The following is a 14,112-nucleotide window of genomic DNA, read 5'->3' as shown; positions in this document are numbered from 1 at the left end:
GATCAGCCTCCAGGTGGCGGTTTGGCGTGTATCTGGACCGGCTCAGGATTTTCCGGCGCGACCGTGTTCACAAAGGCCCGGAAATCAACAGCGTCAACTTCGTTCAGCCGGGCGTCAACGCGGCGATCCTCAACCGGATCACCGGCAGCACGCCATCCTCGATTGCGGGTGCGATGAGCGGCAATGGCCAGGTCTATCTAGTTAATCCCAATGGTATCGCTATCACGCCAACGGGCACAGTTCGCGCAGGTGTTGTGCGGATGTGGAGGCATTTATGTCGCAAGCATCGTGTCAAACCGGCTGACAGTTTAGTATAAGTCACCCGCAGGAATGCGTGGAAGGCCCGGAACCAGAAAAGAGGCAGGAATGGCGGCAGAGGCGGCGAAAACGAAAACGCGCGGATCGGGAACCCAGAAGGTTTATGAGACACTGCGCCGGGAAATTCTGGCGATGGAGCTGAAGCCGTGCAGTCCGCTGGACGAGGTCAGGCTCTCCGAACGCTTCGGCATGTCGCGCACGCCGGTGCGCGAGGCCCTGCTCAGGCTTGCAAGCGACACGCTCGTGACCACGCTGCCCAACCGCAACACCATCGTTTCCGCCATCAACTTTGCCGACATGCCGCATTATTTCGAGGCGCTGACGCTGATGTACCGGACCAGCACCAGGGGGGCTGCCGCGCGCGCGCCGCACGACCGGGCCATGATGAAGGATATCCGCGACCGTCAGGACCAGTTCGTTGCCGCAGTGGAGGCGCAGGATGCGTTCGCCATGATCGAGGCGAACCGCGAGTTTCACGTCGCCATCGCCCAACTGGCGGGCAACGCTTACTACACCGGTTTCTTCTCGCGCCTGCTGGATGAGGGGCGCCGCATCCTGCGGCTCTATTATTCGACCTTCGACGATCAGCTGCCGCGCCAGTATGTCAATGAACACGAGGATATCATCGCGGCTATCGAGGCCGGCGATACCGCAAGGGCCGACCAGCTGGCGATCGCGCATGCGGACCAGATCGTGCGCCAGATACAGCAGTATCTGTCGCGGGAAACCGGGCAGGCGCGCACGCTGCCGCTGGATTGAACCGTGAAACAACAGCAAGATGCGGCTCTGATACATTCGTCAAAACAAGACCTTGGCGGTTCCGTTTCGGCCAGTCCCGGTGTTGCAGGATGAAACGGGTCGAAGAGGCTACGAGGTCGAGACAGCTTTCGCTCGAAAAATGTGAGGTCCCGATGAAAGACGAACCAGCTTTGGACGCCGTTGTCATTGGCGGCGGCATTATCGGATGCATGGCCGGGCGCTATCTGCTCGCGGCCGGGCGAACGGTCACGATCCTCGAGCGCAGCGCGATTGCCGCCGGAAGCAGCGCGGGCAATGCCGGCATTCTCGCCTTCCCGGAGATCGTGCCGATCCCGTCGCCGGGGATCATCTGGAAGGCGCCCGGATGGCTGCTCGACCCGCTGGGGCCGCTCAGCATCCGCCCGTCCTATGCGCCGAGGCTGGCGCCCTGGTTCTGGCATTTCTGGCGGGCGAGCGCGCGCGTAAATTTCGAGCGCGGCCATCAGGTCCAGGCCGAGCTCATGCGACTTGCCGAAGCCGAATACGCAATGATCCGGAAGGACGCCCGGCTGACGTCCTTTATCGTCAATACCGGCACGCTGGACCTCTACGATACTGAACAGAGCTTCCGCGCTGCAGCGCCCGGCTGGGTGAAGAAGCGCGAGGCGGGTTTCGACTTCCACCGCGTCGGACGCAGCGAGATTGAAGCGCTGCAGCCCGGTCTGGCCCCGTGTTTCGAACATGCAATCTACAGCGAGGACGGTCTGCAGGTGTCCGATCCGGCAGATTTTACCCGTGCGGTGGCCGACAGCCTGATGCAAGACGGTGCCACGCTTAGGATTGGCGAAGCCTCGGCCATCGAGCCAACCGAGGCGGGGGCCCGCATTCGGCTTGCCGATGGCCGGTCGATTGCGGCACGCACCGTCATTGTCGCCTGCGGCGCCTGGTCGAAACGGCTTGCCGGAAGTCTCGGCGAAACGGTCCTGCTCGATACCGAGCGCGGCTACAACACTACCTTGCCGGCATCAGCCTTCCCGCTGCAACGCCAGCTCTATTTCAACGATCATTCCTTTGTCGCAACGCCGCTGAGAGACGGCATCCGGGTCGGCGGCGCGGTGGAATTTGGCGGACTTGATCTGCCGGCCAATTTCAAACGGGCCGATATGCTGCTGAAACTCGCCAAGCGGTTCATGCCGGGGCTTGAGACGGAAGGCGGCAGGCAGTGGATGGGCTTTCGTCCGTCCATGCCCGATTGCCTGCCGGTGATCGATCGCTCCAAGGCCGCGCCGAACGTGCTCTATGCCTTTGGCCACGGACATCTGGGCTTGACCCAGTCGGCGGCCACGGGGCGTCTGATCGCCGAACTGGCCATGCAGAACAAGCCTTCGATCAATCTCGAAAACCTGCGCTTCGACCGGTTTTCCGGTCGATGACGGAACTGGGCGGATGGCGTCTCAACGCGATTGTCGACAAACTGGCGACAAATATGCTAGGCGAGTGGCATGAACGCAAACGCCCGGTCCGCGATCGGGTGAAGATGGAGAAACCGCAGCCATGACCGCCGACACGCGCCCCTCAGCAATCAGCGAAGACGAACGGAAGGGCAGGATTTCGCGGCTGCGCGCGGCCATGCAGGCGCATGGCGCCGACGCGCTGCTGCTCGGCTCGACCACGAGCCTTACCTATTTCACGGGCCTTGCCTGGCATCCAAGCGAACGCCTGGTCGGGGCGCTCATCACTGCCGAAAGCCTCACCTATATCGCCCCTGCCTTCGAGGTTTCAAAGATCGAGACGCTCGAGCGTCTCGACGGCGATATTGCGCCATGGCAGGAGCATGAAGATGTTGCAGCCCTGGTGGCGAAGCTTCTCGGCGAGGGTCGGACGCTGGCATTGGACGACGTGCTGCCGCTGTTTGTCCATTCGGCGCTTGCCCGCCGGATCGCGCCGGAGCGGCTCAGCGACGGCGGCCACATGATTTCAGAGCTGAGAGCGGTGAAATCGCCGGCCGAGATCGCGCTGATGCAATATGCCATGGGTGTGACACACGAAGTGCACCGCCGTGTCCATGCGATGATCCAGCCGGGGATTCGCGCCTCCGAGGTGGTGCGCTTCATCGACCAGTCCCACCGTGCGCTCTGCGGTTCGGGCAGCAGCTTCGCGATCTGCTCCTTCGGTGTTGCGACCGCGCTGCCGCATGGCGTCGATCACGACCAGACCTATGCGGAGGGCGATGTCATTCTGGTCGACACCGGCACCATTGTCGGCGGCTACCAGTCGGACATGACGCGGACCTATGTGAAGGCGGAGCCTTCTGCCGAATTCGCCCGGATATGGGGGATCGAGCGGGAGGCGCAGCAGGCCGTTTTCGATGCCGCCAGGCCTGGAGTTCCGGCTGAAACCCTCGACGAAGCGGCGCGCCGCGTGATCACCGCCCATGGCCTTGGACCCGATTATCGTCTGCCCGGCCTGCCGCACAGGGCGGGACACGGCCTTGGCATGGACATCCATGAAGCGCCCTATATCGTGCGCGGCAATACCACGCCGCTCTCGCCCGGCATGTGCTTTTCCAACGAGCCGATGATCGTGGTGCCCGATAGGTTCGGGGTCCGGCTAGAGGACATCATTCACATGGGCGAGGCGGGGCCGATCTGGTTCACGGAGCCAGGCAAAGGCCCGACCGAGCCCTTCGCCTGAACGCCGGGCTTCACACCACCTTGATCCATGGGGCAGATTGCTTCCGGGCGCTTTCCGGATAGCGCGATCGCGGCATTACGCCTGAAGGGAGATGGCATGAGCGACGACTTTGAAATGATTGCCACCGATGAGGCGCGGGCGCTGGGCGAAAGCCTGCTGCTGGCCGCCGGCTACTCGGAAGATCATGCGCGCACGATCACCGATTGCGTCGTGCGGGCACAGATGGATGAATGCCATTCGCACGGTCTCTACCGGCTGATCAGCTGCCTCGATCTGATAGAGCGCGGCAAGGTCGATCCGGCCGCGACGCCGGTTGTCGAAGACCGCGCGCCGGCCATTGTCCGCGTTGATGCGCGCCGCGGTGTTTCGCTTGCAGCCTTCGAGGCCGGGCTTCCGGTGCTCACCGAAAAGGCCCGGCAGAGCGGTATCGCGGCGCTGGCGATCAACAACTGCTTTCACTTTTCTGCGCTCTGGCCGGAAGTGGAAAGGATCGCGGATGAAGGCCTTGTCGCCATCGCCGTCACCGTCAGCCATGCCTGGGTCGCGCCCGCCGGCGGCAGCAGGCCGGTGTTCGGCACCAATCCGTTCTCGTTCGGCTGGCCCCGCCCGGGCAAGCATCCCTTCGTGTTCGACTTCGCCACCTCGGCGATCGCCCGTGGCGATATCGAACTGCACCGGCGCATGAAGCTGCCCTTGCCGGAAGGAACCGCGATCGATGCGGATGGCGAACCGACGACAGATCCGGACAAAGCCGTTGAAGGTGCCATGCTGACCTTCGGCGGCCACAAGGGATCGGCGCTTTCCGCAATGATCGAATTGCTGGCCGGGCCGCTGATCGGCGATTTCACCAGCGCCGAATCGATCGCGTTCGATGACGGCGCGAAGGTTGTGCCGTTTCATGGCGAGTTGATCATCGCGCTCGACCCGGCCTCCTTTCTGGGACAGGCAGCCTCCGACAATCTGAAGCGCGGCGAGGCTTTGTTCGAGGCTGTCGAAGGCCAGGGCGCGCGTCTTCCAGCCGCGAGGCGCTACCGTGCGAGAGCCCGCAGCGAAAAGGCCGGCGCCATGCCGGTGCGCAGGAATGTGCTTGATGAATTGCGCGTGCGCGCGGCGACCCTTGAAATCAAGACGCGTTGAGAACCAGACAGAGGATGCACCAATGACGATTACCGGCGAGTTGCTGATCGGCAACCGGACCCGCATGGGCCAAAACGGAACGCTGACGGCTATCGAAGCTGCGACCGGACAGGCGCTGGAAGGCGTCTTCGGCGGCGCAAGCGCGGCCGATCTCGACGCGGCGGCGCAGTTGGCCTGGCAGGCTTTCCCGGCCTATCGCGACACCGCGCTCGAAAACCGGGCGGCTTTTCTGGAAAAGGCGGCCGAAAACATCCTCTCCATCGGCGAACTGCTGATCGAGCGCGCCATGGCCGAAAGCGGTCTGCCGCGACCGCGCCTCGAGGGCGAACGCATGCGCACCGTCACCCAACTGCGTCTCTTCGCAGGCGTCGTGCGCGAAGGTGCGTTTCAGGATCTGCGCTTCGACGCGGCTGATGCGGCGCGTACGCCGCCCAAGCCGGATCTGAGGCTGCGCAAGGTGGGCCTCGGCCCGGTTGCCGTCTTCGGGGCATCGAACTTCCCGCTCGCCTTCTCGGTCGCCGGCGGTGATACCGCGTCCGCGCTCGCCGCCGGTTGCCCGGTCATAGTCAAGGCCCATCCGGCTCATCCCGGCACCTCGGAACTTGTCGCCCGCGCGCTGCAGCAGGCCGTGATCGACTGCGGCATGCCGGAGGGCACGTTCTCCATGCTGCACGATAGCGGCCATGAGATTGGCGGCGCACTGGTGGCTCATCCGCTGATCCGCGCCGTTGGCTTCACCGGCTCGCGCCGGGGCGGGTTGGCGCTGGTCGATATCGCCGCAAAGCGAAGGATACCGATCCCGGTTTATGCCGAGATGAGCGCGATCAATCCGGTCCTCTTGTTTCCGGAAGCGCTGAAGGCGCGTGGTGGCAAGATTGGCGGGGCTTTTGCCGCATCGCTGACGCTCGGCGCCGGCCAGTTCTGCACCAATCCCGGGCTGGTGCTGGCGGTCGAAGGCGAGGGGCTTGAAGCTTTCAAGGCAGGCGCGGTGGAGGCTCTGAAGGCGCTGCCGGCGCAGACGATGCTGACAGCGGGTATAGGCCAGGCCTATCGCGAGGGCATCGCAAAACTGGTCGGCCACAGCGATGTAACGCAGCTTGCAGAGGGACAGGAAGGCGATGACCGGCGCGGTCAGGCCGCCCTATTCGAAACGACGGCGGCTTCCTTCATGAAGGACAAGAGCCTGCACGACGAAGTTTTCGGCGCCGCGGGCCTCATCGTCAAGTGCCGCGATCTTGCGGAAGTTGAGGCGGTCATCGACGATCTCGAAGGCCAGCTCACCGTGGCGCTTCACATTGACGAGGGCGACCACAAGACGGCGGCAAGACTTATGCCGAAGCTCGAAATGCTGGCCGGCCGGCTGCTCGTCAATGGATTTGGCACCGGCGTCGAGGTATCGCCGGCCATGGTTCATGGCGGCCCCTATCCGGCAACGTCCGATGTGCGCTCCACCTCGGTCGGCACAATGGCGATCGATCGCTTCCTGCGCCCGGTGGCCTATCAGGACATGCCGGCGGACCTGCTTCCCGAAGGCTTGCGCGACCGGGACTGACCGGCAGGGAAACGGCCCCGCCCTCCACACGGGTTGAACCCATCGCGGTTCAAGTCATGGCGAGCGCCTGTTCGGTCTTGAGATCGAACAGGCGCATGCGTTTCGGGTCGAACGAAAGCGGCACTGTCGTTCCGGCGCGCTGGTGATCCTCGGGCTCCAAGCCGCTCAGATGGCGATGCCGTTGCGGAACAGGTCTTGCGGGTGGAACAGCAGTTCGGCGACTGACATGACATAGGCCTGACCGGTGATCGACGGGATCACGCCGCCATGCTGTCCGGCCTTGTAGAAAAGCCTGTATGTGGAGCCGATGATGCTTTCCTGAATGATTTCCTGGCCTTCAGCCAGCTGGCCCGCAGCGGCAAGGCATGCCAGCCGCGCCGAGGAACCGGTGCCACAGGGAGAACGGTCATAGGCATCGTCAGGGCAAAGCACGAAGTTGCGGCTATGCGCGGCATCGTTGCCGGAAGGCCCGTAAAAGATGACATGGTCGACCGGTTCGCCATTTTCACCGCCGATCTTCTGCGCGTTGAGCTGGGTCCGGGTGGCGATGGCGAGATCGGTCAGCGCGCGGATATTGGCCGGCGTCACAGGAACAGGGCTCGGGTCGACCAGAAAGAACCAGTTGCCGCCATAGGCCACATCCCCCGTTATGGGACCTGCTATGGGGCTGGGGCCGAAATCCGATACTTCGACCGTTATCCCTGACGCGATCCGCCGGCTTTCGATGTTGGTGACGGTGACGGTGCTTTCATCCCGAACATCGACCGTGACGATGCCGACCGGCGTTTCGATCCGGTGAAGTCCCTTGCCGATCCGGCCCAGGTGATAAAGCGTGACCGCCAGGCCGATCGTGCCATGGCCGCACATGCCCAGAACGGCCCCGACATCGAAATAGATGACGCCGGTCACGCAGGACGGATCGACCGGCGGCACCAGCAGCGCCCCGACCATGGCCACCTGGCCTCTCGGCTCAAGCACCACCGCGCGATAGGCATCGTAATAGCGGGTCGCGAGCAGGGCCGCGCGCTCGGAAAGCGGGCCGGAGCCGAGATCGGGAAAACCGTCGAGGATGACCCGCGTCGGTTCGCCGGCGGTGTGGCTGTCGATCACATGCATGCGCGCTCCATCACCATGATCCGCGACTGGCTTCAGGCCGCCCAGTCGGCATACCAGGACTTGAACTGACTGTATTGTTCCTCGACGAAGGCCTTCTGCGGTGCGGTCAACGCATCGGTTTCGTTGAAATGCAGGGTATATTCTTCATCGCCATTCAGCACCATCAGATATTTGTAGAACAGTACCAGATCGACGCCTTCGTCGAATGTCGAAAGCACCATCAGTGCCTCCTCAAGCTCGCGTGCCTTGACGCGGGCCTTGCTGTCGCCCTCGGCGGCAGACCTGCAGAGCGAAACGAGATGCAGGACCTCCTTCGGGAGCGCGTTGCCGATACCGGTAATCGCGCCGGTGGCGCCGCATTTGACAAAGCCATGGAAAACCTGGGTATCGACGCCCACCATCAGCGTCAGGTCTTCATTGCCTGAGGTGATGTGTTCGGCGGCGTAGGAAAGCGAGGCTGCGCCGCCGAATTCCTTGAAGCCGATCAGGTTGGGATAGTCCGTGCGCAGGGCGAAGAACAGGTCGGCGCGGGTTTCAAAGCCGTAATGGGGGCTGTTGTAGATCACGGCGGGCAGACCGTTCGCCGCTTCGAGGATCGCCGAGAAATGCGCCTTCTGGGCCGGGACCGAGGTTCCCCGCGACAGAACGCGCGGAATGACCATCAGGCCCGCAGCGCCGACACGGGCTGCATGTGCGGTGATCGCCACAGCCGATTTCGTATTGATCGCGCCGGTCCCCACAATGACGGGAACGCCTGCCTCGACCAGCGCCTCGACGCCCTGCATCCGTTCCTCATCCGTCAGAAGCGGCCAGTCGCCCATCGAACCGCAATAGACGACGGCCGACATGCCGGCCTCGACGAGCGCCTGTCCCTTCCGGGCAAGGGCTTCAAAATCCGGCGTGCGATCGGCCTTGCAGGGGGTCATCAGGGCCGGAATACAGCCGGTGAAGATCGTGTCGCTCATCTGGGGTCCTTTCGCATGAACAAGGAATTGAGGTCGGCGGGCCCATTCCTGCCACGTGTTTAAGGCGCTGCCCGAGCCTGTCGTTTGAAGCCCAACTAACACCTATAATTCAGTTTGTCGACAATTAAAATGCCGAGGAAAGGCCCGTCATCCGGCGCGTTTTGCCATGGCGCGGCTGACCTGGAATGGGTGGACCCGAAAGCGCAAAGAGCGCTTTTCCGCCATTGTCTTGCGCAATCAGAACACCCGCCATGGCGCCGATATGCAAAGATCGACGAAGTCGGGCGCATGTGGCGGGTCGACTATCGGGGGCGCCCATGTTCAAGGTCTTTTCCGGCATCTGGGCTCTGCTGGTCGGCATCGTGCTGATCATGCTCGGCAACGGCATGCAGTTTACCCTGATCGGCCTGCGGGGCGGTCTCGAGGGGTTTTCGGCCGCCTCGCTTGCAATCGTGACATCCGGCTATTTCGTCGGCTTCCTGTCCGGTGCCCGCTACACCCCGGTTCTGATCCGCAATGTCGGCCATGTGCGCGTGTTTGCGGCCCTTGGCAGCTTCATGTCGGCGGCCCTGATCACACTTCCCCTGATCGTAGAGCCATGGGCATGGACGCTTTTGCGCGTTCTCATCGGCTTCTGCATGTCGGGCATCTATGTCACGGCGGAAAGCTGGCTCAACGACGCCTCGACCAACGAGACGCGCGGCAAGGTGCTGTCCGCTTACATGATCGCCCAGACACTCGGCATTATCGGGGCACAGGGGCTGCTGACGCTTGACGATGCGCAGACCTCGGTGCTGTTCATTGGCGCGTCGATCCTCGTCTCGATTTCGTTCGCGCCGGTGCTCCTGACCGTCGGCCAGGCGCCGCGGACCGAGGTTACGCGGCCAATGGCCTTGCGGGAACTCTATCGCCAGTCGCCGCTCGGCACGATCGGCATCTTCTTCCTCGGCAGTGCCTATGCGACGCAATCCGGCATGGGGGCCGTGTTCGGCACGCTCATCGGCATGACGGCGGATCAGATCTCCCTGCTGGTGGCGATGCTGTTTGCCGGTGCGCTTGCCTTTCAGTATCCGATCGGCTGGATCTCGGATCGCATCGACCGGCGCAAGCTGATCTTCGCAGCCTCGCTGGTCGGGGCTGTGGCATGTATTTGCGGCTTTCTGGCCGGGGGCGGATTGTGGGCGCTGATGGCCGCGGCCTTTGTTGCCGGCGGCATGACGACGCCGCTTTATGCTTTGTTTCTTGCCTACACCAATGATTTCCTGTCGCCGGAAGACATGCCGGCGGCGTCGGGCGGTCTGGTCTTTACCTTTGGGCTTGGCGCGATCGCCGGCCCGCTGGTGACTGGCTGGGCCATGCAATGGGGAGGGCCGTTTTTCTTCTGGCTGGTGCTCGGCACGACATTCGCGCTCATCGCCCTTTACGCGCTTTATCGCATGACGCAGCGCCCCGGCATTCCGGCAAGCCAGACGGACAGCTATCTCGGCGTGACGCCGACCGCGACGCCGGTTGCCGTCGAGGCCGCCAGCGCCTGGGCGGTGGACCAGGCGGAAACAGACCGCACGGAACAGGATCGAACCCCCTGTCTCAACCGGAATGCATGATCGGGGCGGCAGAGTTCAGGCCGCCAGTGCGGCAGGCCCTTCCCGCCTCCAGATCCCACCTTTCTGATAGCGACCTGCGATCTGACCGTTCTCCAGCGCCAGCAGATGGAGCCAGCGATTGTCGAACAGCGCCCTGACGTCAGGGTGGGCATCGAGGACGCGGGAGATCGCGTCCTCGGGCGCTTCGATCAGCACCGACAGCCTGAGCGGCGTGTGCGCCAGGGTCTCGCCGTCATTGACCGACTGCCAGGGCAGGCCGGGGCGCAGGCGGCCGCCATTGCCCTCGACAACGCCGATGCCGCCGACCACGTTGTGGATGAGCTTGTTGCCGCCGCCGAAGACCTCCGGTGCAACCGTCGAACCGAAATATTGCAGGCTGATCCAGCTCGCGACGACGACCGGGGCCGTCAATATCAGCTCCAGCGTCCTGAAGCCGTCATCCGCCCGCCAGTCATAGCTGTGCAGAAAGGCGCGGCCGTCAAGGCTCGCCCCGGCCGTCAGGGTGCGGGGCGCGGCAATGAATGTCGCGCATCCGGCAAGCCCCCATTCGGGCCGGATTTCCGACCAGCTGGCGGCCCGCGCCGCGATCGATTGCGCGCGCACACCCGGCAGCCGGATAGCCCTTTCGGCGCGCGCTTGGGCACCCGCCCTCTTCAGCCATTGCCGTATGCGATCGATCTCAGCCTTGTCGTGCGGGAAATCCTCGTCAAACAGCGTGACCTCGTCGGTTGTGGTATCGTGCAGGGCGGCGATGAATCGGGTGTCTTCGGCCAGATCGATGCCGTGCCCGGCAAGGCCGGCGCGGGCTTGCCCGTCATTCAGCAGGCTTGCCAGCAGTCGTGCTGAGACCTCTCCCGAATAGCCGCCGCAGGCCCCGCAATGATAGGCGCTCTGATGCGGATTGTTGGTGATATTGGCGCCATGGCCGACGAGCAGGACCGCCCTTGCGTGGCCGTGCGTCAGGCTCATCGCCTTCAGGACCTGGGCGGCCGTTGCGGCTTTTGCTTCCGCGCCAAGCGCCGGGTCGAGCTTCGGCGCCGAATGGCATGTCGCGCATGTGCGGCCAAGGCCGAGCGTGTCCTTCATCAGCTTGACGGCATAAAACAGTCCGGCTGCCTCCACATAGGCAAAGGATGAGACGGCCGCCTGACGGAACCGTCCGAGCGCCCTGATCGACCGCGCCTTGATGCGGGTCTTGTTTTCGCTTTCGGGTGTGCCGAGGCCGTTCGAGTGGAGCGCAGGCTTCAGCAGGACAGGCAGATGGTTTTCGGTCATATCCGAGCCATGCTCCCGGTGCGCCACAGGCAGACCGAAGAAGCCCGCAAAGCCGAGCGTCTCGATGTCCGGGCTCTGGTTTTCCAGCGCGCGCCGGAACACTTCCGAGCGCACGTCTATGCAGAAGGCGGCCTGCAGGGAGGGACGGTGTTCGCCTTCATGTTCCGCACCGGCGAGGCTTTCGGAGAGCGCCCGAAGGTAAGCGCGCTCGCCTGCGTCCTGCAGGATCTCGTCTGCCACGTCATCTGATGAGGGGGCCACCGGGGCGGCATGAAGCGAAAGCGTTTCCTGCCATGTTTCCGTGAGGTCCGGATACCGGTTGAGCAGCGCTTCTTCCCAGATCAGCCGAATGGCGAGAAGGTCGCCGAGCGTGTCGTCCGATGCGCCATTCTGCTCGGCGCGCCACAGCATCCAGCGGGCATGCTGTGCCCAGCCGCCAAGATCCATGACAAGCCTGTGAAACAGGGACGGGGCCGCCTCTGCGGTGATCCCAAGCCGGTCGGCTGCCTTCAGGATGGCCTTTTCCGGCCGGTCCGGCGCGGAGGACACATTGGAGCAGAAGCCGGAGAGCCCCGCAATTTCCGGCGTCAGATCGCGACTTGCCCATACCCGCCAGGCGGCGAAAGCAGCCTGATCGGGCGCAGGCGACCACAGCGCCTGTCCGCGGTCGAAATAGCCGGCCGCCCAAAGACCGATCGTCTTTTCGATGATCGAAGGCCAGTCTATGCCGGAGAATCCGGCGGCAAGATCGGCGATCGTCGGAACGGGTTCGCAGAGCGGCCGCTCCTGGCCGGCGATCGCCTTCAGATGCGCGACACTGGCGGGCCTGCTTGCGGCAGGGCTTGCCGAAAGGGCTGCTGCGAGGTCTCGCTCGGTGATCTGACCGCTGGCGATGGCGGACTGGTAATGATGCCGCGAACGGGAGAGACGTACGCCTGCGCACCTCGAAAGGCGCGCGGAAGCAGAAGCGAAATCCTCGCCCGTCTGGCCCAGGAACGGATTGACGGCAACCGTGGCGTCGAGCGGAAAGGCAGGCGGCACGGCTCTGATCGCTTTCCGGGCCGCATCGAGGATATCGGGGGCCTCGAGCGTCGCGAAGTGACCTTCATCGATGAACATCTGAATTCCTCTCATGATCTGGATTTCGCCAGCCGGTAGCCGCCGATGGCCCGGTCGAGCAGTGCATTGAGATAGAGACCGTTTGCGATATGGACGCGGAGCCCCGCAGTGGACGGGTGATGGGCCCACAGCGGGAACAGCGCCTGCGCAAAGGCGACGAGGCCGAAGGACGCCACTGCGAGCACGATCAGCGCCCATTCGAGCGGACCCGCAACGGGCGTGTGCGGCAGGCTCGCGCCCCACAGCAGCTTGGCGACCTGCTGGAAGGTGAAATAGGCGAGCGCGACGAAGAGCGCCGAGACCGATGTCCGTCTGGTCAGTTCGGCGGGGGCGGCATCGGCGAGCCCCTGCGCCACCAGATAGGCGACGCCGAAGATCAGCATTGCGCCGATGGCGAGCGCCTGCGGCGATTTCGGACCTGCCGCCAGCGAGAATACTACCGATACGACAGCGTAGAGAACGAGCGCGATTGCGAAGGAACGCAGGACGTTTGCAACGCTTGGAATGGCGATCGGACCCGGACGGCGAAGATTGACGACCGCCGCCACAGCACCGCCCGAAGACAGAAAGGCATGCGCCTTGTAGAGCGAATGGGCAACGATATGGAGAAGGGCCAGCGGCCACAGGCCGAGACCGCATTGCAGCAGCATGAAACCCATCTGCGCGATCGTGGACCAGGCGAGCGCCGTCTTGACCGCGCTTTGCGTCAGCATCACCACAGCGCCGAAGAGCGCGGTCAGCCCGCCAAGGGCAACGAGCACGCCCATTGCGCCAGGGCTTGCCTGCACGAGGTCTGCCGTCCGGATCAGCAGGAAGCCGCCCGCATTGATGATGCCGGCGTGCAGCAGTGCGGAAACCGGCGTCGGCGCTTCCATCACCTCCGTCAGCCAGCCATGCAGCGGGAAGGTTGCCGCCTTCAGGGCTGCCGCCAGCACCAGCAGGCCGACGGCCAGATGCTGGACGAGGGAGAGGTGCGGCCCGACGGTCTGAAACAATGCGCCGAGTTCGACCGTGCCGGTGCTTGCGAAGAACAGGCCGGTCGCGCCAAACAGCGCAATGTCGCCGGCATGCCAGACGAGCATGAATTTCGTTGCAGCCCGCCTTGCAGCCGGACGTTCCGGATAAAACAGCAGGAGCTGCCGCAGGCATATGCCGATCGCGATGAAGCCGAGCAGAAGGAGCGTCAGGCTGCCCGACTGGACGACGATCTGGACGGCGGCGAGAGCCGCCAGCATCAAACCGTGAAACCTGCCTTCCCGCGCTTCGCCGTCGAGGTAGGAGCGGGCGTAGCGCATGACGACCCAGCCGATGAATGCCACGAGCAGGGTCATCGTGATGCTGACCGGGTCGAGCCGGATTGCGAGCATGAAAGGGCCTTTCAAGAGGCTTGCCGTCGACGGGCCGAGGACCAGCAATTGTCCCAGGCCAGCCAGGGCGACCGCGATCGCAGCAAGCGCACTTGCCTCGGCGATCACAGGATATCGGCCCGGGCGGCGGCCGGGACGCGCGATCGAGAGGGCGGCAGCGGCAAGCAGCACGATCGGGGCCAGCAGTGGCGAGGGAACGAGATGCGACATGGAAACCTCACGGTCGA

Annotated in this window: 11 protein-coding genes; 7 read left to right on the top strand and 4 right to left on the bottom strand. The window is 64.0% G+C overall.

Annotated features, from left to right (window positions below):
• Positions 1 to 26: 26 nt before the first annotated feature.
• The 6 genes from HPQ62_RS15090 to HPQ62_RS15065 all read left to right on the top strand — a co-directional run bounded on the left by HPQ62_RS15090 (position 27) and on the right by HPQ62_RS15065 (position 6,439).
• Positions 27 to 317 (top strand): filamentous hemagglutinin N-terminal domain-containing protein, encoded by a 291-nt coding sequence (locus HPQ62_RS15090; RefSeq protein WP_174803396.1) that lies wholly within the window; start codon positions 27 to 29, stop codon positions 315 to 317.
• A gap of 49 nt (positions 318 to 366) precedes the next feature.
• Positions 367 to 1,077 carry a GntR family transcriptional regulator gene (locus tag HPQ62_RS15085; protein WP_174803395.1) on the top strand — a complete coding sequence of 237 codons (711 nt, stop codon included), beginning with the start codon at positions 367 to 369 and terminating at the stop codon, positions 1,075 to 1,077.
• A gap of 152 nt (positions 1,078 to 1,229) precedes the next feature.
• Positions 1,230 to 2,489 carry an NAD(P)/FAD-dependent oxidoreductase gene (locus HPQ62_RS15080; protein ID WP_174803394.1) on the top strand — a complete coding sequence of 420 codons (1,260 nt, stop codon included), beginning with the start codon at positions 1,230 to 1,232 and terminating at the stop codon, positions 2,487 to 2,489.
• 121 nt (positions 2,490 to 2,610) lie between these two features.
• Entirely contained in the window at positions 2,611 to 3,750 is a 1,140-nt protein-coding gene (locus tag HPQ62_RS15075) for a M24 family metallopeptidase (protein WP_174803393.1), read from the top strand.
• Positions 3,751 to 3,846: 96 nt separating this feature from the next.
• A complete protein-coding gene (locus tag HPQ62_RS15070) occupies positions 3,847 to 4,887 on the top strand; it encodes an Ldh family oxidoreductase (RefSeq protein WP_174803392.1) in 1,041 nt (346 codons plus the stop codon).
• A gap of 22 nt (positions 4,888 to 4,909) precedes the next feature.
• Positions 4,910 to 6,439, top strand: a complete 1,530-nt coding sequence (locus HPQ62_RS15065) for an aldehyde dehydrogenase (NADP(+)) (protein ID WP_174803391.1) — start codon at positions 4,910 to 4,912, stop codon at positions 6,437 to 6,439.
• Between the two features lie 165 nt (positions 6,440 to 6,604).
• Here HPQ62_RS15065 and HPQ62_RS15060 read toward each other — a convergent pair whose 3' ends face one another.
• The gene (locus HPQ62_RS15060) at positions 6,605 to 7,555 is read right to left on the bottom strand and encodes a 4-hydroxyproline epimerase (RefSeq protein WP_174803390.1); all 951 of its coding nucleotides are present in this window, start codon (positions 7,553 to 7,555) and stop codon (positions 6,605 to 6,607) included.
• A 32-nt stretch (positions 7,556 to 7,587) separates the two neighbouring features.
• Positions 7,588 to 8,520: a dihydrodipicolinate synthase family protein gene (locus tag HPQ62_RS15055; protein ID WP_174803389.1), complete on the bottom strand. Its 933-nt coding sequence runs from the start codon at positions 8,518 to 8,520 to the stop codon at positions 7,588 to 7,590.
• A gap of 317 nt (positions 8,521 to 8,837) precedes the next feature.
• Between HPQ62_RS15055 and HPQ62_RS15050 the strand changes: the two genes are divergently transcribed.
• The gene (locus tag HPQ62_RS15050) at positions 8,838 to 10,124 is read left to right on the top strand and encodes an MFS transporter (RefSeq protein WP_174803388.1); all 1,287 of its coding nucleotides are present in this window, start codon (positions 8,838 to 8,840) and stop codon (positions 10,122 to 10,124) included.
• A gap of 15 nt (positions 10,125 to 10,139) precedes the next feature.
• On the opposite strand, the gene HPQ62_RS15045 is transcribed toward HPQ62_RS15050, so the two are convergent.
• Both HPQ62_RS15045 and HPQ62_RS15040 read right to left on the bottom strand, forming a co-directional pair.
• Positions 10,140 to 12,518, bottom strand: coding sequence for a YbcC family protein (locus HPQ62_RS15045; RefSeq protein WP_174803387.1), 2,379 nt, complete (start codon positions 12,516 to 12,518; stop codon positions 10,140 to 10,142).
• An 11-nt stretch (positions 12,519 to 12,529) separates the two neighbouring features.
• Complete coding sequence (locus tag HPQ62_RS15040) at positions 12,530 to 14,095, bottom strand: proton-conducting transporter transmembrane domain-containing protein (RefSeq protein WP_174803386.1); 1,566 nt, start codon at positions 14,093 to 14,095, stop codon at positions 12,530 to 12,532.
• Between the last annotated feature and the right edge of the window lie 17 nt (positions 14,096 to 14,112).

Source organism: Martelella limonii (assembly GCF_013344475.1).
Taxonomy (GTDB): domain Bacteria; phylum Pseudomonadota; class Alphaproteobacteria; order Rhizobiales; family Rhizobiaceae; genus Martelella; species Martelella limonii.
This window is presented reverse-complemented; position numbering and strand designations above follow the sequence as displayed.